Source organism: Pseudomonas sp. SZ40 (assembly GCF_052958135.1).
Genome location: NZ_JBQWIF010000005.1, coordinates 51,489 through 71,667, shown reverse-complemented (window position 1 = coordinate 71,667; position 20,179 = coordinate 51,489). Strand labels below are relative to the sequence as shown.

Genomic DNA, 20,179 nt, shown 5'->3' with positions numbered 1-20,179 from the left:
TGATTCGATGGCTAAAAGAACTTTTAACAGGAGTGTCAAATGAGCTTTTTTATTCCCGCTGCCTACGCTGATGCCGCTGGCGCAGCTGCCGGCCCGGCTGGTTCCGGTTTCGAGTGGATCTTCCTGGTCGGCTTCCTGGTCATCTTCTACCTGATGATCTGGCGCCCTCAGGCCAAACGTGCCAAAGAGCACAAGAACCTGCTGGGCAATCTGCAGAAGGGCGACGAGGTGGTGACCTCCGGTGGCATCGCCGGCAAGGTTTCCAAGGTCAGCGACGATTTCGTGGTGATCGAAGTGTCCGATACCGTCGAACTGAAGATCCAGAAAGGTGCCATCGCAGCAACCCTGCCTAAGGGCACGCTGAAAGCCATCTGATGACGGTTGAAAAACTACCTGCGTTGCCATCGCTGCGTTAAAACAAGCTCGGAATGCTCATGTACCAAAGTACGCTCCGCTTCCTCGCCGGTTTTTGCCTTGCGCTGGCTGCCTCGCCTACGTTTTTCAGCGGTTTGTTGACTATCTGTTCCAGTTTTATCCATCCCGCGGGGCGCAGATTGCGCCCCGCGTCATAAGCGGGCGGCGTCATTCATGCTCAACAAATACCCTCTGTGGAAATACCTGCTGATCGCAGCCGTACTCGGCATCAGCCTGATTTATTCCGCACCCAATCTCTACCCCGATGATCCGGCCATTCAGGTCAGCGGGGCCAGCTCGGCACAGACCATCGAGCAAGCCGATCTGGATCGCGTCAGCAAGGCGCTGACCGATGCCGGTATCGAGGTCAAGGCATCGAGCGTTGCCGAGCAGGGCCGTAGCGGCCTGCTGCGTCTGACCAAGCAGAGCGACCAGCTGCCGGCCAAGGATGTCGTGCGCAAGACGCTCGGCGACAACTATGTAGTGGCTCTCAACCTGGCTCAGACCACTCCCGACTGGCTGCGTAATCTGGGCGCGAGCCCGATGAAGCTCGGCCTCGACCTGTCCGGTGGTGTGCACTTCCTGCTCGAGGTCGACATGGACAAGGCGCTGGACGTGCGTCGCCAGGTCTATGAAGGCGAGCTCAAGAGCCTGCTGCGCAAGGAGCGCGTGCGCTATCGCAGCATGCCGCAGCAGGGTGGCGCCATCCAGCTTGGCTTCGCTGACAGCGAAACCCTGGAAAAGGCCCAGCAGCTGATCCGCAAGGATTTCAACGATTTCGAATTGAATGCCCAGGAACGTGGCGGCCAGCAAGTGCTGCGCGTAACCATGACGGCAGCCAAGATCGCCGAGATTCGCGAATACTCGATCCGCCAGAACCTGACCACCGTGCGTAACCGGGTCAACGAACTGGGCGTCGCCGAGCCGCTGGTCCAGCGTCAGGGTGCCAACCGCATCGTGGTCGAGCTGCCAGGCGTGCAGGACACTGCCGAAGCCAAGCGTATTCTCGGCAAGACCGCCAACCTCGAGTTCCGTCTCGCCGCCGATCCGAATGCGCCGCGTGGCACTACCGAGCAGTTCGGCTTCCGTGAGGAAGGCCGTCCGCCGGTGCAGCTCGAGCGTGAGCTGATCATCACCGGTGATCAGGTCACCGACGCCCAGGCCAGCTTCGACGAAAACGGCCGCCCGCAGGTGAATATCCGTCTGGATGGTCACGGCGGCGACCTGATGAACCGCGCTACTCGCAGCAACGTCGGGCGCAGCATGGCGGTGATCTTCATCGAGCAGCGTCCGCTGACCCGCTATGTGAAGCAGATGGTCGACGGCGTCGAGCAGGAAGTGCAGGTCGATTCCTTCAAGGAAGAGAAGCAGATCATCAGCCTGGCGACCATCCAGTCGCCGCTCGGTAGCCAGTTCCGCATCACCGGCCTGAACGGCCAGGGCGAGTCGTCCGAGCTGGCGCTGCTGCTGCGCGCCGGTGGTCTGGCTGCGCCGATGTACTTCGCTGAAGAGCGCACCATCGGCCCGAGCCTGGGGGCCGAGAACATCGTCAAGGGTATCGAGTCCACCGAGTGGGCCATGATCTTCGTGTCGCTGTTCATGATCGCCATCTACCGTTTCTTCGGTGTTCTGGCGACCGTGGCGCTGGCGTTCAACCTGGTGCTGCTGGTGGGGCTGATGTCGGTAATCGGCGCGACCCTGACCCTGCCGGGTATCGCCGGTATTGTGCTGACCCTGGGCATGGCGGTCGACGCCAACGTGTTGATCTACTCACGGATACGTGAGGAGCTGAACAACGGCCTGTCGGTACAACGGGCGATCCACGAAGGTTTCGACCGTGCCTACTCGGCGATTCTCGACAGTAACCTGACCACGCTGCTGGTCGGTGCCATCCTGTTCGCGCTGGGTACCGGGCCGATCAAGGGCTTCGCCGTGACGCTGTCGATCGGGATCATCACCTCGATGTTCACCGCGATCATGTTCACCCGAGGGATGGTCAACCTGATCTTCGGTGGCCGTAACTTCAAGAAACTGTGGATCTGAGGTGAGGCTATGAGACTTCCATCCCGCATTCCGTTCATGGCGATACGCAACATCGCGTTCGCCGTAACCGTGGTCATCAGCCTTATTGGTCTTGGTAGCCTGTTCAAGCATGGCCTCAACTTTGGCCTGGATTTCACCGGCGGTACGCTGATCGAGCTGACCTACGAGCAGCCGGCCGACCTGGAACTGATCAAGCGCGAGCTGGGTCAGGCAGGTTATCCGGATGCCGTGGTGCAGAGCTTCGGTTCCACCACTGACGTGCTGGTGCGCATGGCTGGCGACTCGGCCGATCTTGGCAACGAAGTGGCTGCCGCGCTGCGCAAGATCGACGTCGATACCTCGTTCGAGGTCAAGCGCGTCGAGTTCGTCGGCCCGCAGGTGGGTGAGGAGCTGCGTGACCAGGGTGGCCTGGCCATGCTTCTGGCGCTTGGCGGCATCCTGCTGTACCTGGCCTTCCGCTTCCAGTGGAAGTTCGGCCTGGGTGCCGTGGCCTCGCTGGCCCATGACGTGATCGTTACCCTGGGCATCCTGGCGTTCTTCCAGGTGCCGTTCGACCTGACGGTGATGGCGGCCGTGCTGGCGATGCTGGGTTATTCGCTGAACGACACCATCATCATCTATGACCGTATCCGCGAGAACTTCCGGGTACTGCGCAAGGCCGACATCATCGAGAACATCGACGTGTCGGTTACCCAGACCCTGCTGCGTACCATCGCCACGTCGACATCGACTGCCATGGCGCTGGTCGCGCTGCTGGTGTTCGGTGGTGACAGCCTCGCAGGCTTCGCCCTGACGCTGCTGATCGGTGTGTTCGTGGGTACCTACTCCTCGATCTACATCAGTGCTCCGGTACTGATCTGGCTGAAGCTGTCCTCCGAGGATCTGATTCCTCCGGTGGCCACTGCAGAGGGTGCCGACGAGCGTCCCTGAGGTGTGATGCACTGCTCTGTTCGCAGTGGATAAAGGCGGGCGACAAGGGAACTTGTCGCCCGTTTTGCGTTTCCAAGGCAGGGAGTAAAGCGCAATGGCGCTGCAGTTGTGATCAGGAGGTTCGCATGAACAAGTCGTTGTTGGTTGGAGCTGTGTTAGGTGCTGTTGGTGTCACTGCAGGTGGCGCTGTCGCGACCTACAGTTTGGTCGGCGGCGGCCCTCAGTACGCCGAAGTCCTGGCGGTCAAGCCGGTGACTGAAACCATCAAGACCCCGCGTGAAGAGTGCAAGGACGTGGCCGTTACTCGCCAGCGCCCCGTTCAGGATCAGCATCAGATCGCAGGTACCGCCATCGGTGCCGTGGTCGGCGGTCTGCTCGGCAATCAGGTGGGTGGTGGCAATGGCAAGAAGATCGCTACCGTGGCCGGCGCCGTGGGTGGTGGTTACGCAGGTAACAAGGTGCAGGAAGGTATGCAGAGCCGCGATACCTATACCACCACCGAGACGCGCTGCAAGACCGTCACCGACTCCAGCGACAAGATCGTTGGCTATGACGTGAAATACGATCTGGATGGCAAGATCGGTAAGGTGCGCATGGATGAAGAGCCCGGTAGCAAGATCCCGGTGCGCGACGGCAAGCTGGTGCTGGCCGGTTCCGAGGCGGACGAGTAATTCGCATTGGCTAGATGCACGAAAGGCGCTCTCGGGAGCGCCTTTTTCATGGGCAATAAAAAACCGGCGCCAGGCCGGTTTTTCATAGGTGCAGCTATTAGCGCTTGAGCGATGCCGAAAGATGCGGCTGGATCGCGGTCAGCACTGCCTTGAAGCACTTGGTGTTGCCGGCGACGATCTGACCCTTCTCGAGGAATTCATGACCACCGCTGAAGTCGCTGACCAGGCCGCCTGCTTCCTGAATCAGCAGGGCGCCAGCTGCCATGTCCCACTCGGACAGGCCGAATTCCCAGAAGGCGTCGAAACGGCCCGCGGCTACATAGGCCAGGTCCAGGCTGGCAGCGCCGGCGCGGCGTACGCCTGCGGTCTGGCCGACCAGGCTGCGGAACATGCCCAGGTAGTTTTCCAGGTTGTCCAGCTGGCTGTCGCGGAACGGGAAGCCGGTGCCCAGCAGGGCGCCGTCCAGGCTCTTGCGATTGCTGACGCGCAGGCGGCGGCCGTTCAGGGCGGCGCCACGGCCACGGCTCGCGGTGAATTCCTCCTGGCGTACCGGATCGATGATCACGGCGTGCTCGAGGCGGCCGCGGTATTTGCAGGCCACGCTCACGGCGAAGTGCGGCACGCCGCGGATGAAGTTGGTGGTGCCGTCGAGTGGGTCGATGATCCACTGATAGTCGGCGCCGTCACCGCTGCCTTCGAGCAGGCCGCCCTCTTCGCCGAGGAAGCTGTGGGTCGGGTACGCCTTGCGCAGGGCCTGGACGATCATCAGCTCGGCAGAGCGATCGATCTCGGTCACGTAGTCCTTGGCGTCCTTTTCATCTACGGAGATGACGTCCAGGCGTTCGATTGAGCGGAAGATCATTTCACCGGCGCTACGGGCTGCGCGCAGCGCGATATTCAGCATGGGCTGCATGGAAGTTCACCTGGGGTCGTAATAAAGCCGGCCATTCTAGCAGAAAAGCCTGTCGCTTGAAGTGCCGTCCGTGTCCTGCGTGGCATAAAGCAGGGGGCTTCTGTAAGATTTGTCACCTTATTTATCCGATGCGGGCGTCTCCCTTGCTGCAGAACATTCGAGTGGTACTGGTCAGCACCAGTCATCCCGGCAACATCGGTGGGGCGGCTCGCGCCATGAAGAACATGGGGCTGTCGCGGCTGGTGCTGGTCGAGCCGCGGCAGTTTCCGAGCGAAGAGGCGGTGGCCCGAGCGTCCGGCGCTACCGATATTCTCGATTCTGCCCTGGTGGTTTCGAGTCTCGAAGATGCCTTGGTCGGTTGCAGTCTGGTATTCGGCACCAGTGCCCGTGAGCGACGCATACCCTGGCCGCTGATCGATCCGCGCGAGTGTGGCGTGGCGGCTGTGGAAAAGGCTGCCGCTGGCGGCGAGGTGGCGCTGGTGTTCGGTCGCGAACACGCCGGCCTGACCAACGAAGAGCTGCAGCGCTGTCACTTTCATGTGCACATCCCGTCCGACCCCACGTTCAGTTCGCTGAACCTGGCGGCCGCCGTGCAGGTGCTGACCTACGAGGCGCGCATGGCCGCCCTGGCGCTGGAGAATGCGCCCCTTGTGGCGCCTCGTCAGGAGGTTGCTGCCGATGAGGGTGAGCAACCGGTGACCGCTGACGAGATGGAGTCCTTCTATGGGCACCTCGAGAAATCGTTGGTGGAAATCGGTTTTCTGGACCCGGTCAATCCGCGCCATCTGATGAGTCGCCTGCGTCGTCTGTACGGCCGCAGTGGCGTGACCAGGCTGGAAATGAACATCTTGCGCGGCGTGTTGACGGAAACGCTCAAGGCGGCGCGCGGCGAGCACCATAAGCGGGGAAAGACTGATGTTTGAGCGCATGCGGGAAGATATCCAGGGTGTTTTTCATCGTGATCCGGCGGCGCGCAATGCGTTCGAAGTGGTCACCTGTTACCCCGGGTTGCATGCGGTTTGGCTGCATCGTGCTGCGCATGGGCTGTGGGTGTCCGGTTGGAAATGGCTGGCGCGCAGCGTGTCGAACTTCAGTCGCTGGCTGACCGGCATCGAGATTCACCCGGGTGCGGTGATCGGCCGGCGTTTCTTCATCGACCACGGTATGGGCATCGTCATCGGTGAAACCGCGGAGATCGGGGACGACGTGACGCTCTATCAGGGCGTGACCCTGGGCGGCACCAGCTGGAACAAGGGCAAGCGCCACCCGACGCTCGAAGATGGCGTGGTGGTGGGCGCTGGCGCCAAGGTGCTCGGTCCGTTCACGGTCGGTGCCGGTGCCAAGATCGGTTCCAACGCAGTGGTCACCAAGGCGGTGCCGGCTGGTGCGACGGCGGTGGGTATTCCCGCCAAGATCATCGTCAAGGACGATGACGGGCTCGAGGCGCAGCGCCAGGCCATCGCCGACAAGCTGGGTTTCGATGCCTACGGCGTCAGTCAGGACATGCCCGATCCGGTGGCGCGGGCGATCGCGCAGCTGCTCGATCACCTGCATGCGGTCGACAATCGCCTGGAAGGCATGTGCGAGGCGCTCGGTGCGCTGGGTAGTGACTACCGTGCCAAGGATCTGCCGGAGCTGCGTGCCGAGGACTTCGACGGTGTCTGCAAGGGGCAGGGCGACAAGCCGGCCGCCTGATGCGTGGCGGGCGTAGCTTTGCTATGATCCGCCGCCATTCCGGGCGTGCAAGGCGCCTAAATCCGAGTGTTTTGGTAGGTCTTATAGTTGACTTAAATACTCGGGAATAGGATAATTGCGCCACATTGTGATTCCTTGGTAACCCTTCATGCGACTGACTACCAAAGGCCGATACGCCGTGACTGCCATGCTCGATCTCGCGCTGCATGCGCAGAACGGGCCGGTATCCCTCGCCGATATCTCCGAGCGCCAGGGTATTTCTCTCTCCTATCTCGAGCAGCTGTTCGCCAAGCTTCGCCGTGGGAGTCTGGTATCCAGCGTGCGTGGTCCGGGTGGCGGCTATCAGCTGTCGCGCAACATGCAGGGTATCCAGGTCGCTGAAGTGATCGACGCGGTCAACGAATCCGTCGACGCCACCCGTTGCCAGGGGCAGGGCGGTTGTCACTCCGGCGACATCTGCCTGACCCATCACCTGTGGTGTGATCTGAGCCAGCAGATCCACGAGTTCCTCAGCGGCATCAGCCTGGCCGATCTGGTCACGCGCCGCGAGGTGCAGGAAGTCGCCCAGCGCCAGGATCAGCGCCGCTGCAACAACAATGGCAGGGCACACCTTCTGGATAAGATTGAAGCGTCCACCGTCGATTGAGCACGCAAGGCGCCGGCCTGATACCTGATTAGGAGATACCGAAATGAAATTGCCGATCTACATGGACTACTCCGCGACAACGCCGGTCGATCCTCGCGTTGCGCAAAAAATGATCGAATGCCTGACCAACGAAGGCAACTTCGGCAACCCGGCTTCGCGCTCTCACGTGTTCGGCTGGAAAGCCGAAGAAGCGGTAGAGAATGCCCGCCGTCAGGTTGCCGAACTGGTCAACGCCGATCCTCGCGAGATCGTCTGGACCTCCGGTGCCACCGAGTCCGACAACCTCGCGATCAAGGGCGTGGCCAGCTTCTACGCAAGCAAGGGCAAGCACCTGATCACCTCGAAGATCGAGCACAAAGCGGTGCTCGACACCATGCGTCAGCTCGAGCGTGAAGGCTTCGAAGTCACCTACATCGAGCCCGGCGAAGATGGCCTGATCACCCCGGCCATGGTCGAGGCGGCGCTGCGTGAAGACACCATTCTGGTGTCGATCATGCACGTCAACAACGAAATCGGTACCGTCAACGACATCGCAGCGATCGGTGAGCTGCTGCGCGCCCGTGGCGTGTTCTTTCACGTCGATGCCGCCCAGTCGACCGGCAAGGTGGAAATCGACCTGCAAACGCTCAAGGTCGACTTGATGGCCTTCTCGGCGCACAAGACCTACGGTCCGAAAGGGGTCGGCGCGCTTTACGTACGCCGCAAGCCACGCATCCGTCTGGAAGCTCAGACCCACGGTGGCGGCCACGAACGCGGCATGCGTTCCGGCACCCTGGCGACCCACCAGTGCGTCGGCATGGGCGAAGCCTTCCGTATCGCCAAGGAAGAAATGGCTGCAGAGAACGCCAAGGTGCTGGCCCTGCGCGACCGTTTCTTCAAGCAGGTCGACGGCCTGGAAGAGCTGTACATCAATGGCAGCATGACTGCCCGTGTACCGCACAACCTGAATCTCAGTTTCAACTACGTCGAAGGCGAGTCGCTGATCATGGCCCTCAAGGACCTGGCGGTATCGTCCGGTTCGGCCTGTACCTCGGCCTCCCTGGAGCCTTCCTACGTGCTGCGCGCCCTGGGCCGTAACGACGAATTGGCACACAGCTCCATTCGATTCACCTTCGGTCGTTTCACCACCGAAGAAGAAGTCGATTACGCCGCGGAGAAAGTACGCGAGGCAGTCACCAAGCTGCGCGAACTGTCGCCGCTCTGGGATATGTTCAAAGAAGGTGTCGACATTTCCAAGGTGGAATGGGCAGCACACTAAAAGCTGCCGGTGAGCGGCGCCTGATGAAAGAGGATTGATAACATGGCTTACAGCGAAAAGGTCATCGACCACTACGAGAACCCGCGCAACGTCGGCAAGATGAACGCGGAAGATCCTGACGTCGGCACCGGCATGGTCGGCGCGCCGGCCTGCGGCGACGTGATGCGTCTGCAGATCAAGGTCAACGAGCAGGGCGTCATCGAAGACGCCAAGTTCAAGACCTACGGCTGTGGCTCCGCCATCGCCTCCAGCTCCCTGGCCACCGAGTGGATGAAGGGCAAGACGCTGGACGAGGCAGAGACCATCAAGAATACCCAGCTCGCCGAAGAGCTGGCTCTGCCACCCGTGAAGATTCACTGCTCGGTGCTCGCCGAGGACGCCATCAAGGCGGCCGTGCGCGACTACAAGCAGAAGAAAGGTTTGCTCTAAGGAGGTTTGTCGATGGCCATCAGCATGACTCAAGCCGCTGCCCAGCATATCCGTCGTTCGCTCGACGGTCGTGGCAAGGGTGAGGGTATCCGCCTGGGTGTACGCACCACCGGCTGTTCCGGTCTGGCTTACGTGTTGGAGTTCGTCGACGAAACCGCCGGCGAAGACCAGGTGTTCGAGAGCCATGGCGTGAAGGTGATCATCGATCCCAAAAGCCTGGTTTACCTCGACGGCACCGAGCTCGATTTCGTCAAGGAAGGGTTGAACGAAGGCTTCAAGTTCAACAACCCGAACGTCCGTGGCGAATGTGGCTGTGGCGAAAGCTTCAACATCTGATGAACAGTTCCGGTCCCTGCCATTTCGCCCTGTTCGAGTTGCAGCCGAGCTTTCGTCTGGATCTCGATCAGTTGGCGGCTCGTTACCGCGAGTTGGCTCGTAGCGTGCACCCCGATCGTTTCGCCGACGCTTCCGAGCGCGAGCAGCGCCTGGCGCTGGAACGCTCGGCGAGCCTCAACGAGGCCTACCGCACGCTCAAGAGCGACTCGCAGCGGGCTCGTTATCTGCTGGCGATGCGTGGCCCCGAGCTGCCGCTGGAAGTCACCGTGCAGGATCCCGATTTCCTGATGCAGCAGATGCAGTGGCGTGAAGAGCTCGAAGAGTTGCAGGACGAGGCCGACCTGGCTGGTGTTGCCGCTTTCAAGGGCCGCCTGAAGATCGCCCAGCAGGAGCTGAACGAACGTTTCGCCGAGGCTTGGGAGGACAATGCGCGCCGAGAAGAGGCTGAACGCCTGATGCGCCGCATGCAGTTCCTCGACAAGCTTTCCCACGAGGTGCGCCAGCTGGAAGAGCGCCTCGACGATTAATGCTCGTACGGCTGCCGTGGCCGTGCCTGATACCCAGATAAGCACCGACTACCTATGGCTTTATTGCAGATTGCTGAGCCCGGACAGAGCCCACAACCACACCAGCGTCGTCTGGCTGTAGGGATCGACCTGGGCACCACCAATTCCCTGGTCGCTGCCGTGCGCAGCGGCGTCAGCGAGCCGCTGCCGGACACTGAAGGGCGCCTGATTCTGCCCTCGGCCGTGCGTTATCACGCCGATCGCGTCGAGGTCGGTGAAACGGCCCGCCGTGACGCCGCCAGCGACCCCTTCAACAGCATCCTGTCGGTCAAGCGCCTGATGGGCCGCGGCCTTTCCGATGTGAAGCAATTGGGTGAGCAACTGCCTTACCGCTTCGTCGCCGGCGAGTCGCACATGCCCTTCATCGACACCGTGCAAGGGCTGAAAAGCCCGGTTGAAGTGTCCGCCGACATCCTTCGGGTATTGCGTCAGCGTGCCGAGTCGACCCTGGGTGGCGAGCTGGTGGGCGCGGTGATCACCGTGCCGGCCTATTTCGACGATTCCCAGCGTCAGGCCACCAAGGATGCTGCGCGTCTGGCCGGTCTGAGCGTGCTGCGCCTGCTCAACGAGCCCACCGCCGCTGCGGTCGCCTATGGCCTCGACCAGAACGCCGAAGGCGTGGTGGCGATCTACGACCTGGGCGGCGGCACCTTCGATATCTCCATCCTGCGCCTGACCGGTGGCGTGTTCGAGGTGCTGGCCACCGGTGGCGACAGTGCGCTGGGTGGTGACGATTTCGATCACGCCATCGCCGGCTGGATCGTCGAGCAGGCTGGGCTGTCCGCCGATATCGAGCCGGGTGCCCAGCGCAGCCTGCTGCAGACCGCCTGTGCCGCCAAGGAAGCGCTGACCGCTGCCGAGAGCGTCGAGGTCGTGCATGGCGATTGGCGCGGCGTGCTGTCCCGTACCGATTTCCAGGCGCTGATCGAGCCCATGGTGGCGCGCAGCCTGAAGGCCTGCCGTCGCGCCGTGCGTGATTCCGGTGTCGAAGTCGAAGACGTCGGTGCCGTGGTCATGGTTGGCGGCTCGACCCGGGTGCCGCGTGTGCGCGAAGCGGTTGGCGAGCTGTTCGGCCGTCAGCCGCTGACCGATATCGACCCCGATCAGGTTGTCGCCATCGGTGCGGCGATCCAGGCCGATGCCCTGGCTGGCAATCGCCGTGCAGACGGCGAAGAATTGCTTCTGCTGGACGTCATCCCGTTGTCCCTGGGGCTGGAAACCATGGGCGGGCTGATGGAGAAGGTGATTCCGCGCAACACCACGATTCCAGTGGCCCGTGCACAGGAATTCACTACCTACAAAGATGGCCAGAGCGCCATGATGATCCACGTGCTGCAGGGTGAGCGCGAACTGATCAGCGATTGCCGGTCCCTGGCGCGCTTCGAGCTGCGTGGCATCCCGCCCATGGTGGCTGGCGCGGCGAAGATCCGCGTGACCTTCCAGGTGGACGCCGACGGTCTGCTCAGCGTAAGTGCCCGCGAGCTGGCTTCGGGCGTCGAAGCCAGTATCCAGGTCAAGCCGTCCTACGGCCTTACCGATGGTGAGGTGGCGCGCATGCTGAAGGACTCCTTCCAGCACGCCGGTGGTGACAAGGCCGCCCGCGCGTTGCGCGAGCAGCAGGTTGACGCCCAGCGTCTGATCGAGGCGGTCGAGGCTGCCCTGCAGGTCGATGGCGAGCGTCTGCTGGATGCCGAGGAGCGCATGGTGATCGACCTGCAGATGCAGGAATTACGTGATTTGTTGACCGGTACCGATGGCGTGGCCATCGAGCAGCAGACCAAACGTCTGTCGCAAGTGACCGATGCTTTTGCAGCCCGCCGCATGGACCTGACGGTGAAAGCCGCGCTGGCCGGGCGCAACCTGAATGAGATCGAGGAATAACTGATGCCTCAGGTAATTTTTCTGCCCCACGAGAAATTCTGTCCGGAAGGGCTGGTGGTTGAGGCTCAGCCTGGTACTTCCATTCTGGAGCTGGCCCACGAGCACCATATCGAGATGGAAAGCGCCTGTGGCGGCGTGTGTGCCTGCACCACCTGCCACTGCGTCGTGCGTGAAGGTTTCGATTCGCTGAACGAAGCCGACGAGCTCGAAGAGGATTACCTCGACAAGGCCTGGGGGCTGGAAGCTCAGTCGCGTCTCGCCTGTCAGGCTATCGTTGGTGAAGAAGACATCACCGTCGAAATTCCCAAGTATTCGCTCAACCACGCCGCCGAAGCGCCGCACTGATCAGGAAGCCCACGCATGAGCCTGAAATGGGTTGATGTTCTCGAAATCGCCATCCAGCTCGCCGACGGCAAGCCGGATGTGGATCCCCGTTACGTGAATTTCGTCCAGCTGCATCGCTGGGTGGTAGAGCTGCCGGAATTTTCCGACGACCCGCAACGCGGCGGCGAAAAGGTGCTCGAAGCCATTCAGGCGGCCTGGATCGAAGAGGCGCAATGACCCGTCAGGGCGGCTTCGGTCGACCCCGGCGTGCAGGGTGGAGGGGCAGTACGGGCTCCGCTCTTATGCTTTTGACTGGAACCCGCGTATAATTCGCGGGTTTAATTTTTGGCTTTAATCCACTGTTTCTGGAGTTTCAAATGGCTGTTCAACGCACGTTCTCCATCATCAAGCCTGATGCCGTCGCTAAAAACGTCATCGGCGAGATCACCACTCGTTTCGAAAAAGCCGGTCTGCGCATTGTCGCTTCCAAGCAACTGCAACTGTCCGAGCGCGAAGCTGCTGGCTTCTACGCCGAGCACAGCGAGCGTGGTTTCTTCAAGGATCTGGTTGCATTCATGACTTCCGGCCCGGTCATCGTCCAGGTTCTGGAAGGCGAAAACGCCATCGCCAAGAACCGTGAGCTGATGGGCGCTACCAACCCGAAAGAAGCTGCTGCCGGCACCATCCGTGCCGACTTCGCCGTTTCCATCGACGAGAACGCCGTTCACGGTTCCGACTCGGAAGCTTCCGCTGCTCGCGAAATTGCTTACTTCTTCTCCGCTACCGAGGTAAACGCTCGCATTCGCTAAGGCGAAGCGTGCGAAGGTGACGTCATGACCGACACGAATGGCAAAATCAACCTGCTGGGCCTGACCCAGCCGGAAATGGAGCAGTTCTTCGACAGCATCGGAGAGAAGCGCTTTCGTGCCGGTCAGGTCATGAAGTGGATTCACCACTTCGGCGTCGATGATTTCGCCGCCATGACCAACGTCGGCAAGGCCTTGCGCGAAAAGCTCGAGGCCGCTGCCTACATTCGCGGGCCCGAAGTGGTCAGCGAAGACATTTCTTCCGATGGCACCCGCAAGTGGGTCGTGCGTGTGGCGTCGGGCAGCTGCGTGGAAACCGTGTACATCCCCCAGGGTGGGCGTGGCACGCTTTGCGTTTCCTCACAAGCTGGCTGTGCTCTGGACTGCAGCTTCTGCTCCACGGGCAAGCAAGGTTTCAACAGCGACCTCACCGCGGCCGAGATCATCGGCCAGGTGTGGATCGCCTGCAAATCGTTCGGCAGCGTGCCGGCGAAGATCGACCGTGCCGTCACCAACGTGGTGATGATGGGCATGGGCGAGCCGCTGCTGAACTTCGACAACGTCGTCGCCGCCATGAAAATCATGATGGATGACCTCGGCTACGGCATTTCCAAGCGCAAGGTGACCCTGTCGACCTCCGGCGTGGTGCCGATGATCGACAAGCTCGGTGAAGTGATCGACGTGTCCCTGGCGCTGTCGCTGCACGCGCCGAACGACGAACTGCGCAGCCAACTGGTACCGATCAACAAGAAGTACCCGCTGGAGATGCTGCTGGCTGCCTGCAAGCGTTATGTTTCGCGCCTCGGCGAGAAACGTGTGCTGACAATCGAATACACCCTGCTCAAGGACGTGAACGATAGACTCGAGCACGCCGAGCAGATGGTCGCGCTGCTGGCCGACATGCCCTGCAAGATCAACCTGATTCCGTTCAACCCGTTCCCCCATTCGGGTTATGAGCGTCCGAGCAACAACGCCATTCGCCGTTTCCAGGAACTCTTGCAAAAAGCCGGTCACAACGTCACGGTGCGCACCACCCGTGGTGAAGATATCGACGCGGCGTGCGGGCAACTGGTTGGCCAGGTAATGGACCGTACCCGCCGCAGCGAACGTTACATCGCCGTGCGCCAGCTGAACGGCGATGCGGATACTCCGCGTCCTGCCGTCAGTCGTACCTGAGAGGATCTCCATGACCGTGCTGCGTTCCATGCTGTTTCTGCTGAGTGCAAGTCTGCTCACCGGCTGTGTCTCCACCGGTGACGTCGACCCGATGAAGACCACCGAAGGCCGCAAGAAGGCTTACGATTCTTTCGTCCAGCTTGGCATCGGCTATCTGCAGCAGGGTGAAACCGGGCCGGCCAAGGTGCCGTTGAAGAACGCCCTGGATATCGATTCGTCCGCTCCCGATGCTCACGCCGTACTGGCCCTGGTGTTCCAGCGTGAGATGGAACCGAAGCTGGCGGATGAACATTTCCGCAAATCACTGTCGAACAACCCCAAGGACGCACGGCTGCTGAACAATTACGCCGGCTTCCTGTTCGAACAGAAACGCTACGACGAAGCGCTGCAGCGCTACAGTCTCGCCGCCGAGGACAGCCTCTACCCAGAGCGCGCCCGGGTGTTCGAGAACCTTGGCATGACCGCCATGATGCTCAAGCAGCGTGACGAGGCCAAAGCCTATTTCGAGCGTTCGCTACGCCTCAACAGCCGCCAGCCGCGTGCGCTGCTGGAAATGGCGAACCTCTCGTTCGAAGACAAGCAGTACGTCCCGGCGCGCAGCTATTACGAAGGCTACAGCGCCATTGCCGAGCAGAACGCCCGCAGCCTGTTGTTGGGTACGCGCCTGGCCACGATCTTCGAGGATCGTGACCGCGCCGCCAGCCTCGGCCTGCAGTTGAAACGTCTTTATCCCGGTACGCCGGAATATCAGCAATATCTGTCGGAGCAAAGATGAAAGCGGCCCAACCTGAAGTTGCAGCAGCTCATCGCGTCAATCCTGGTGAAGCCCTGCGTGCGGAACGCGAGAAAAGAGGCTGGTCGGTCGCCGAAGTAGCGACCCAGCTCAACCTCACGCCAATGCGCCTGACCCAGCTGGAGGCCGGCGAGTTCGACAAGTTGCCGGGCAACACCTTCGCCCGTGGCTACATCCGCGCCTACGCGAAACTGCTGGGCATGGAGCAAGCCCCTCTGGTCGCCGATTTCGACCAATACACGGGCAGTAACGCCACGGGCAGCAGTGTGCATGCCCTGGGGCGTATCGAAGAGCCGACGCGCTACTCGCAGAGCATCCTGCGCCTGGTCAGCTTCCTGCTGCTGCTCGGTGTGGGCGGTGCCTGCTTCTACTGGTGGCAGGATCAGGGCTGGCAGCTCGATGACCTGAAGAACGTTGGCCTGGGCCATGTCGAAGTCGACGGTGCCGATGGCAATACGCAGATCCACCCGCTCGACGAGCCGGAAGATCAAGCCGTTGCCGAAGCGCAGAATCAAGGTGCCACCGAGCTGCCGCTGCCGAGCGTTCCTGCCGAGCAGCCAGGCGATACCGCCGACTCCACGCCGGAAGCCACTGCCAGCGAGTTGCTGGAACAGAATCCTCCGGCCGGCCAGAGCGCCCCAGCCGATGCCGCGCAGGCACCTGCCCAGGCCGGTACGCCTGCTGCCCCGGCCGCGCCAGCGGCACCGACAGCCCCCGCTGCCAGCGCACCTGCGCCGGCCGCCGCACAGCCCCAGGCGCCAGTCGCCGCGGGTGAAGGCCTGGTGAGTCTGAAGTTCACCGCCGACTGCTGGATTCAGGTGACCGACGCCAACGGCAAGGTCGTCGCCAGCGGCCTGAAGCGTGCCGGCGACAGCCTCGATGCCCGTGGCCAGGCGCCGCTCGAACTGCGTCTGGGCTTCGCTCGTGGTGCCCAGGTGACCTACAACGGCGCTGCCGTCGACGTAACGCCGCACATCTCCGGTGAAACCGCACGCTTGAAGTTGGGTGGACAGTAATATGCACGGTGAATCGCCGATCAAACGCCGGTTGTCCCGCAAGATCTGGGTCGGTTCGGTACCGGTAGGGGGCGACGCGCCCATCGCCGTACAGAGCATGACCAACACCGACACCAACGATGTCGCCGCGACCGTCGAGCAGATCCGTCGCCTCGAAGCGGCCGGTGCCGACATCGTGCGCGTATCGGTGCCGGACATGGACGCTGCCGAAGCCTTTGGCCGCATCAAGCAGCAGGTCAACCTGCCGCTGGTGGCGGACATTCACTTCGATTACCTGATCGCCCTGCGTGTGGCCGAGCTGGGCGTCGACTGTCTGCGCATCAACCCCGGCAACATCGGTCGTGAAGACCGGGTCAAGGCGGTGGTCGAGGCAGCCCGCGACAAGGGCATCCCGATCCGCATCGGCGTGAACGCCGGTTCGCTGGAAAAGGACCTGCAGAAGAAATACGGCGAGCCGACCCCTGAAGCACTGGTCGAATCCGCACTGCGTCACGTGGAGCACCTCGACCGCCTGAACTTCCCTGACTTCAAGGTCAGCGTGAAGGCCTCCGACGTGTTCATGGCCGTCGAAGCCTATCGTCTGCTCGCCAAGCAGATCGAACAGCCGCTGCACCTGGGCATCACCGAAGCCGGTGGCCTGCGCTCCGGTACCGTGAAGTCCTCCGTTGGCCTGGGCATGCTGCTGGCCGATGGCATCGGCGACACCATCCGCATTTCCCTGGCCGCCGACCCGGTGGAAGAGATCAAGGTCGGCTTCGATATTCTCAAGTCGTTGCGCCTGCGCTCGCGGGGCATCAACTTCATCGCCTGCCCAAGCTGCTCGCGCCAGAACTTCGATGTGGTCAAGACCATGAACGAGCTGGAAACCCGCGTCGAGGACCTGCTGGTGCCTCTGGACGTCGCGGTGATCGGCTGCGTGGTCAATGGCCCGGGCGAAGCCAAGGAGGCCCACATCGGCCTTACCGGCGGCAGCCCGAACAACTTGGTCTACATCGACGGCAAGCCCGTCTCGAAACTGACCAACACCAACCTGGTGGATGAGCTGGAACGGCTGATCCGCACAAAGGCGGCCGAGAAGGTCGCAGCCGACGCGGCCGTGATCGTGCGCGGCTGACCCGTGCCTAAGGAAAACAATTGAGCAAGTCCCTGCAAGCCATCCGTGGCATGAACGATATCCTGCCGCAGCAGACCCCAGCCTGGCGTTACCTGGAAACCACCCTGGCAGAGCTGCTGGACAGCTACGGCTATCAGGAAATGCGTCTGCCGATCCTCGAGTTCACCGAACTGTTCGCCCGCGGCATCGGCGAGGGCACCGACGTGGTCGACAAGGAGATGTACACCTTTCTCGACCGCAACAACGAATCCCTGACCCTGCGCCCCGAAGGCACCGCTGGTTGCGTGCGCGCCGTGCTCGAGCATGGCATGACCGGTGGCGGCCAGGTGCAGAAGCTCTGGTACGCGGGCCCCATGTTCCGCTACGAGAAGCCGCAGAAGGGCCGTTATCGCCAGTTCCACCAGATCGGCGTTGAAGTCTTCAACCTGCCTGGGCCGGACATCGATGCCGAGTTGATCACCCTGACTTGGCGCCTGTGGAAACAACTGGGCCTCGGCGATGCAGTGACCCTGCAGCTCAACAGCCTGGGTTCCAGCGAAGCCCGCGCGGTGTATCGCGATGCGCTGGTGGCCTATCTGCAGGAGCGTTTCGACCAGCTCGACGAAGACAGCCAGCGCCGTCTGACCACCAACCCGCTGCGGATTCTCGACAGCAAGGTGGCCACTACCCAGGCGCTGCTTGCCGACGCGCCGACCCTGCACGACTACCTGGACGAAGAGTCCCGTCTGCACTTCGCCGGCCTCAAGGCCCGTCTCGATGCCGTCGGCATCGCCTACGAGATCAACCCCAAGCTGGTGCGTGGTCTGGACTACTACGGCCGTACCGTGTTCGAGTGGGTCACCGACAAGCTTGGCTCCCAGGGCACCGTGTGCGCCGGTGGCCGTTACGATGGTCTGATCACCCAGTTCGGCGGCAAGCCGACCCCGGGTGTCGGCTTCGCCATGGGCGTCGAGCGTCTGGTGCTGCTGCTCGAGACCCTGCAGCGTGTGCCCGCCGAGCTGAGCCGTCCGGCAGATGCCTTCATCTGCGCCTTTGGCGAGCCTGCCGAGCTGGCAGCCCTGGCCCTGGCGGAGAATCTGCGCAACGAAGTTCCGGGGCTGCGTCTGCTGGTGAATGCCGGCGGTGGCAGCTTCAAGAGCCAGTTCAAGAAAGCCGACAAGAGCGGAGCCCTGTATGCTCTGATTCTGGGTGAGGACGAACTGGCCAAGCGCGTGGTAGGTTGCAAACCTTTGCGCGATGACAGCGAACAACAAAGCATTGCCTGGTCGGATCTTGCCGGCCATCTGGCGTCCTGCACCAAGCAGGTTTGAGCGATTTAGCGATTAAGGAGTATCTGGGGTGGCGTTGAATAGCGATGATGATGAACTGGCCGGCCTGAAGGACTGGTGGCAGCGTAACGGCAAGCCTCTGCTGGCTGGCGGCGCTCTGGCGCTGATCGCGGTATTCGGCTGGCAGGGCTGGCAGAAGTACCAGAGCAATCAGGCTCAGGGCGCTTCGGTGATCTACCAGCAACTGCTCGAGTCGGCCATGACCCCGAGCGGTCAGCCCGATGCAGCCAAAGTGGCAGCGCTGTCAGGCCAGCTCAAGAGCGATTTCGGCGGCACCCAGTACGCCCAGTACGGCAGCCTGTTCGTGGCCAAGGTCGCGGTCGAGTCCGGCAAGCTGGACGACGCTGCAGCCGAGCTGCGCAGCGTAGTCGACAAGCCGGCCAATGAGACCCTCGGTGAGCTCGCTCGCCAGCGTCTGGCCCGTGTACTGGCTGCCCAGGACAAGGCCGAAGAAGGCCTGAAGCTGCTCGAAGGCGACGCCGACAAGGCTTACCTGGCCAGCCGCGAAGAGCTCAAGGGCGACCTGCTGGTGAAGCTGGGCCGTACCGACGATGCCCACGCCGCCTATGTGAAAGCCAAGGGCGCGCTGTCTGAAGAAGCGGCCGTTGGTGGTCTGCAGATGAAGATCGACGACCTGGCCAAAGGGGATGCATGACGTGATGCGTTGGAAGAATGCCGCACTGCTGGCCCTGGCCGTTCTGGTCGTCGGTTGCAGCAGCAACAGCAAGAAAGAACTGCCACCTGCCGAACTGCCTGACTTCAAGGAAGAAGTGACGCTGCAGAAAGAGTGGAGCCGTTCGATCGGTAACGGTCAGGGCGACATCTACAACATGCTCGAGCCCGTGGTCGACGGTGAGCAGATCTTCGCCGCTGACGTCGAAGGCCTGATCGTGTCCATGGAGCGCACCACCGGCAAGGTGTCCTGGAAGAAGGAGCTGGAAGTACCGGTCTCCGGCGCCGTGGCGGCTGGCTACGGCATGGTCGTGGTCGGCACCCTCAAGGGTGAAGTGATCGCTCTGGACTCGTCCACCGGCGAAGAGAAGTGGCGCGCCAAGGTGCCGAGCGAAGTGCTCTCCGCTCCGGCCATCAGCAGCGACACCGTGCTGGTGCAGACCCAGGACGACACGCTGGTAGCTCTGGACGCCTACAGCGGCCAGCAGCGCTGGATCTTCGAAAACACCCCGGCGGTACTGACCCTGCGCGGCACCGGCAGCCCGGTACTGACCAACCAGTTGGCCATCGCCGGTCTGTCCAGCGGCAAGGTCATCGCCCTGGACGCCCAGCGTGGCATCCCGGTGTGGGAACAGCGCGTCGCCATCCCGCAGGGCCGCTCCGAGCTGGACCGCATCGTCGACATCGACGGTGGTCTGCTGCTCTCCGGTGGCCAGTTGTACGTGGTGACCTACCAGGGCCGCGTCGCTTCCCTCGATCTGGAAAGCGGCCGTGTGCTGTGGCAGCGCGAAGCCTCCAGCTCCATGGGCGTGGCGCAAGGTTTCGGTAACGTTTACGTGACCCTGGCCAGCGGCACCGTGGAAAGCATCGACGAGCGCTCGGCTTCGGCCCTGTGGAGCAACGATGCCCTGGCTCGTCGCCAGCTGTCGGCGCCGCAGGTGTTCTCCAGCTACGTCGCATTCGGCGATCTGGAAGGCTACCTGCACCTGATCAGCCAGGTCGACGGCCGTTTCGTCGGTCGTATCCGCATCGACAGTGATGGCCTGCGTGCCCGTCCGCTGGTCGTCGGTGACTGGCTGTACGCCTTCGGCAACGGCGGCAAACTGGTGGCCTTGACCATCAAGTGAGCCCCTGTTCCGCTCGCCCGGCCACGGCCGGGCGAGCGGGG

Annotated in this window: 23 protein-coding genes; 22 read left to right on the top strand and 1 reads right to left on the bottom strand. The window is 62.2% G+C overall.

Annotated elements, in window-relative coordinates:
* The first annotated feature begins 39 nt into the window (after nucleotides 1–39).
* From yajC to ACT9T4_RS06390, 4 genes are all read left to right on the top strand, one after another.
* Nucleotides 40–375: a preprotein translocase subunit YajC gene (yajC, locus tag ACT9T4_RS06405; RefSeq protein ID WP_042555284.1), complete on the top strand. Its 336-nt coding sequence runs from the start codon at nucleotides 40–42 to the stop codon at nucleotides 373–375.
* A 213-nt stretch (nucleotides 376–588) separates the two neighbouring features.
* Nucleotides 589–2,457: a protein translocase subunit SecD gene (secD, locus tag ACT9T4_RS06400; protein WP_042555285.1), complete on the top strand. Its 1,869-nt coding sequence runs from the start codon at nucleotides 589–591 to the stop codon at nucleotides 2,455–2,457.
* Between the two features lie 9 nt (nucleotides 2,458–2,466).
* Complete coding sequence (gene secF, locus ACT9T4_RS06395; protein WP_042555286.1) at nucleotides 2,467–3,387, top strand: protein translocase subunit SecF; 921 nt, start codon at nucleotides 2,467–2,469, stop codon at nucleotides 3,385–3,387.
* Between the two features lie 125 nt (nucleotides 3,388–3,512).
* Nucleotides 3,513–4,058 (top strand): glycine zipper 2TM domain-containing protein, encoded by a 546-nt coding sequence (locus ACT9T4_RS06390; protein WP_042555287.1) that lies wholly within the window; start codon nucleotides 3,513–3,515, stop codon nucleotides 4,056–4,058.
* A gap of 97 nt (nucleotides 4,059–4,155) precedes the next feature.
* On the opposite strand, the gene suhB is transcribed toward ACT9T4_RS06390, so the two are convergent.
* On the bottom strand, nucleotides 4,156–4,971 hold the full coding sequence (gene suhB, locus ACT9T4_RS06385; protein WP_042555288.1) for a type III secretion system regulator SuhB: 816 nt from the start codon (nucleotides 4,969–4,971) through the stop codon (nucleotides 4,156–4,158).
* A gap of 128 nt (nucleotides 4,972–5,099) precedes the next feature.
* Between suhB and trmJ the strand changes: the two genes are divergently transcribed.
* The 18 genes from trmJ to bamB all read left to right on the top strand — a co-directional run bounded on the left by trmJ (nucleotide 5,100) and on the right by bamB (nucleotide 20,138).
* Nucleotides 5,100–5,894, top strand: a complete 795-nt coding sequence (trmJ, locus tag ACT9T4_RS06380) for a tRNA (cytosine(32)/uridine(32)-2'-O)-methyltransferase TrmJ (RefSeq protein ID WP_499116124.1) — start codon at nucleotides 5,100–5,102, stop codon at nucleotides 5,892–5,894.
* A complete protein-coding gene (gene cysE, locus ACT9T4_RS06375; RefSeq protein ID WP_499116122.1) occupies nucleotides 5,887–6,666 on the top strand; it encodes a serine O-acetyltransferase in 780 nt (259 codons plus the stop codon). The genes trmJ and cysE overlap by 8 nt, the downstream gene beginning before the upstream one ends.
* A 148-nt stretch (nucleotides 6,667–6,814) precedes the next feature.
* On the top strand, nucleotides 6,815–7,312 hold the full coding sequence (gene iscR, locus ACT9T4_RS06370) for a Fe-S cluster assembly transcriptional regulator IscR (RefSeq protein ID WP_042555291.1): 498 nt from the start codon (nucleotides 6,815–6,817) through the stop codon (nucleotides 7,310–7,312).
* Between the two features lie 43 nt (nucleotides 7,313–7,355).
* Nucleotides 7,356–8,570 carry an IscS subfamily cysteine desulfurase gene (locus ACT9T4_RS06365; RefSeq protein WP_042555292.1) on the top strand — a complete coding sequence of 405 codons (1,215 nt, stop codon included), beginning with the start codon at nucleotides 7,356–7,358 and terminating at the stop codon, nucleotides 8,568–8,570.
* A gap of 42 nt (nucleotides 8,571–8,612) precedes the next feature.
* Nucleotides 8,613–8,999: a Fe-S cluster assembly scaffold IscU gene (iscU, locus tag ACT9T4_RS06360; RefSeq protein WP_002552476.1), complete on the top strand. Its 387-nt coding sequence runs from the start codon at nucleotides 8,613–8,615 to the stop codon at nucleotides 8,997–8,999.
* Between the two features lie 12 nt (nucleotides 9,000–9,011).
* On the top strand, nucleotides 9,012–9,335 hold the full coding sequence (iscA, locus tag ACT9T4_RS06355; protein ID WP_042555293.1) for an iron-sulfur cluster assembly protein IscA: 324 nt from the start codon (nucleotides 9,012–9,014) through the stop codon (nucleotides 9,333–9,335).
* A complete protein-coding gene (gene hscB, locus ACT9T4_RS06350) occupies nucleotides 9,335–9,862 on the top strand; it encodes a co-chaperone HscB (RefSeq protein ID WP_042555294.1) in 528 nt (175 codons plus the stop codon). The genes iscA and hscB overlap by 1 nt, the downstream gene beginning before the upstream one ends.
* Before the next feature lie 54 nt (nucleotides 9,863–9,916).
* Nucleotides 9,917–11,782, top strand: coding sequence for a Fe-S protein assembly chaperone HscA (gene hscA, locus ACT9T4_RS06345; RefSeq protein ID WP_042555295.1), 1,866 nt, complete (start codon nucleotides 9,917–9,919; stop codon nucleotides 11,780–11,782).
* A 3-nt stretch (nucleotides 11,783–11,785) separates the two neighbouring features.
* Nucleotides 11,786–12,127 carry an ISC system 2Fe-2S type ferredoxin gene (fdx, locus tag ACT9T4_RS06340; RefSeq protein WP_042555296.1) on the top strand — a complete coding sequence of 114 codons (342 nt, stop codon included), beginning with the start codon at nucleotides 11,786–11,788 and terminating at the stop codon, nucleotides 12,125–12,127.
* A gap of 15 nt (nucleotides 12,128–12,142) precedes the next feature.
* Complete coding sequence (gene iscX, locus ACT9T4_RS06335) at nucleotides 12,143–12,343, top strand: Fe-S cluster assembly protein IscX (RefSeq protein ID WP_042555297.1); 201 nt, start codon at nucleotides 12,143–12,145, stop codon at nucleotides 12,341–12,343.
* 140 nt (nucleotides 12,344–12,483) lie between these two features.
* The gene (gene ndk, locus ACT9T4_RS06330; RefSeq protein WP_042555298.1) at nucleotides 12,484–12,915 is read left to right on the top strand and encodes a nucleoside-diphosphate kinase; all 432 of its coding nucleotides are present in this window, start codon (nucleotides 12,484–12,486) and stop codon (nucleotides 12,913–12,915) included.
* Between the two features lie 24 nt (nucleotides 12,916–12,939).
* Nucleotides 12,940–14,088 carry a dual-specificity RNA methyltransferase RlmN gene (gene rlmN, locus ACT9T4_RS06325; RefSeq protein WP_042555299.1) on the top strand — a complete coding sequence of 383 codons (1,149 nt, stop codon included), beginning with the start codon at nucleotides 12,940–12,942 and terminating at the stop codon, nucleotides 14,086–14,088.
* Nucleotides 14,089–14,098: 10 nt separating this feature from the next.
* Nucleotides 14,099–14,863 (top strand): type IV pilus biogenesis/stability protein PilW, encoded by a 765-nt coding sequence (gene pilW / locus ACT9T4_RS06320; protein WP_042555300.1) that lies wholly within the window; start codon nucleotides 14,099–14,101, stop codon nucleotides 14,861–14,863.
* Nucleotides 14,860–15,897, top strand: coding sequence for a RodZ domain-containing protein (locus tag ACT9T4_RS06315; protein ID WP_042555301.1), 1,038 nt, complete (start codon nucleotides 14,860–14,862; stop codon nucleotides 15,895–15,897). Before pilW ends, ACT9T4_RS06315 begins: the two co-directional genes overlap by 4 nt.
* A 1-nt stretch (nucleotide 15,898) precedes the next feature.
* Nucleotides 15,899–17,011: a flavodoxin-dependent (E)-4-hydroxy-3-methylbut-2-enyl-diphosphate synthase gene (ispG, locus tag ACT9T4_RS06310; RefSeq protein WP_042555302.1), complete on the top strand. Its 1,113-nt coding sequence runs from the start codon at nucleotides 15,899–15,901 to the stop codon at nucleotides 17,009–17,011.
* 20 nt (nucleotides 17,012–17,031) lie between these two features.
* Entirely contained in the window at nucleotides 17,032–18,321 is a 1,290-nt protein-coding gene (gene hisS, locus ACT9T4_RS06305) for a histidine--tRNA ligase (RefSeq protein WP_042555303.1), read from the top strand.
* Between the two features lie 34 nt (nucleotides 18,322–18,355).
* Complete coding sequence (locus ACT9T4_RS06300; protein WP_042555360.1) at nucleotides 18,356–18,994, top strand: tetratricopeptide repeat protein; 639 nt, start codon at nucleotides 18,356–18,358, stop codon at nucleotides 18,992–18,994.
* Nucleotides 18,987–20,138 (top strand): outer membrane protein assembly factor BamB, encoded by a 1,152-nt coding sequence (gene bamB / locus ACT9T4_RS06295; RefSeq protein ID WP_042555304.1) that lies wholly within the window; start codon nucleotides 18,987–18,989, stop codon nucleotides 20,136–20,138. Before ACT9T4_RS06300 ends, bamB begins: the two co-directional genes overlap by 8 nt.
* The last annotated feature ends 41 nt before the right edge of the window (nucleotides 20,139–20,179 follow it).

Excerpts from the sequence above, each read along its gene's own strand:
- ACT9T4_RS06315 (WP_042555301.1), top strand. The coding sequence starts at position 14,860 with ATGAAAGCGGCCCAACCTGAAGTTGCAGCAGCTCATCGCGTCAATCCT.
- yajC (WP_042555284.1), top strand. The coding sequence starts at position 40 with ATGAGCTTTTTTATTCCCGCTGCCTACGCTGATGCCGCTGGCGCAGCT.
- ACT9T4_RS06365 (WP_042555292.1), top strand. The coding sequence starts at position 7,356 with ATGAAATTGCCGATCTACATGGACTACTCCGCGACAACGCCGGTCGAT.
- iscR (WP_042555291.1), top strand. The coding sequence starts at position 6,815 with ATGCGACTGACTACCAAAGGCCGATACGCCGTGACTGCCATGCTCGAT.
- hscA (WP_042555295.1), top strand. The coding sequence starts at position 9,917 with ATGGCTTTATTGCAGATTGCTGAGCCCGGACAGAGCCCACAACCACAC.
- hscB (WP_042555294.1), top strand. The coding sequence starts at position 9,335 with ATGAACAGTTCCGGTCCCTGCCATTTCGCCCTGTTCGAGTTGCAGCCG.
- iscX (WP_042555297.1), top strand. The coding sequence starts at position 12,143 with ATGAGCCTGAAATGGGTTGATGTTCTCGAAATCGCCATCCAGCTCGCC.
- ispG (WP_042555302.1), top strand. The coding sequence starts at position 15,899 with ATGCACGGTGAATCGCCGATCAAACGCCGGTTGTCCCGCAAGATCTGG.
- cysE (WP_499116122.1), top strand. The coding sequence starts at position 5,887 with ATGTTTGAGCGCATGCGGGAAGATATCCAGGGTGTTTTTCATCGTGAT.
- iscA (WP_042555293.1), top strand. The coding sequence starts at position 9,012 with ATGGCCATCAGCATGACTCAAGCCGCTGCCCAGCATATCCGTCGTTCG.
- fdx (WP_042555296.1), top strand. The coding sequence starts at position 11,786 with ATGCCTCAGGTAATTTTTCTGCCCCACGAGAAATTCTGTCCGGAAGGG.
- pilW (WP_042555300.1), top strand. The coding sequence starts at position 14,099 with ATGACCGTGCTGCGTTCCATGCTGTTTCTGCTGAGTGCAAGTCTGCTC.
- ndk (WP_042555298.1), top strand. The coding sequence starts at position 12,484 with ATGGCTGTTCAACGCACGTTCTCCATCATCAAGCCTGATGCCGTCGCT.
- trmJ (WP_499116124.1), top strand. The coding sequence starts at position 5,100 with ATGCGGGCGTCTCCCTTGCTGCAGAACATTCGAGTGGTACTGGTCAGC.
- rlmN (WP_042555299.1), top strand. The coding sequence starts at position 12,940 with ATGACCGACACGAATGGCAAAATCAACCTGCTGGGCCTGACCCAGCCG.
- secD (WP_042555285.1), top strand. The coding sequence starts at position 589 with ATGCTCAACAAATACCCTCTGTGGAAATACCTGCTGATCGCAGCCGTA.
- bamB (WP_042555304.1), top strand. The coding sequence starts at position 18,987 with ATGCATGACGTGATGCGTTGGAAGAATGCCGCACTGCTGGCCCTGGCC.
- iscU (WP_002552476.1), top strand. The coding sequence starts at position 8,613 with ATGGCTTACAGCGAAAAGGTCATCGACCACTACGAGAACCCGCGCAAC.
- suhB (WP_042555288.1), bottom strand. The coding sequence starts at position 4,971 with ATGCAGCCCATGCTGAATATCGCGCTGCGCGCAGCCCGTAGCGCCGGT.
- ACT9T4_RS06390 (WP_042555287.1), top strand. The coding sequence starts at position 3,513 with ATGAACAAGTCGTTGTTGGTTGGAGCTGTGTTAGGTGCTGTTGGTGTC.
- secF (WP_042555286.1), top strand. The coding sequence starts at position 2,467 with ATGAGACTTCCATCCCGCATTCCGTTCATGGCGATACGCAACATCGCG.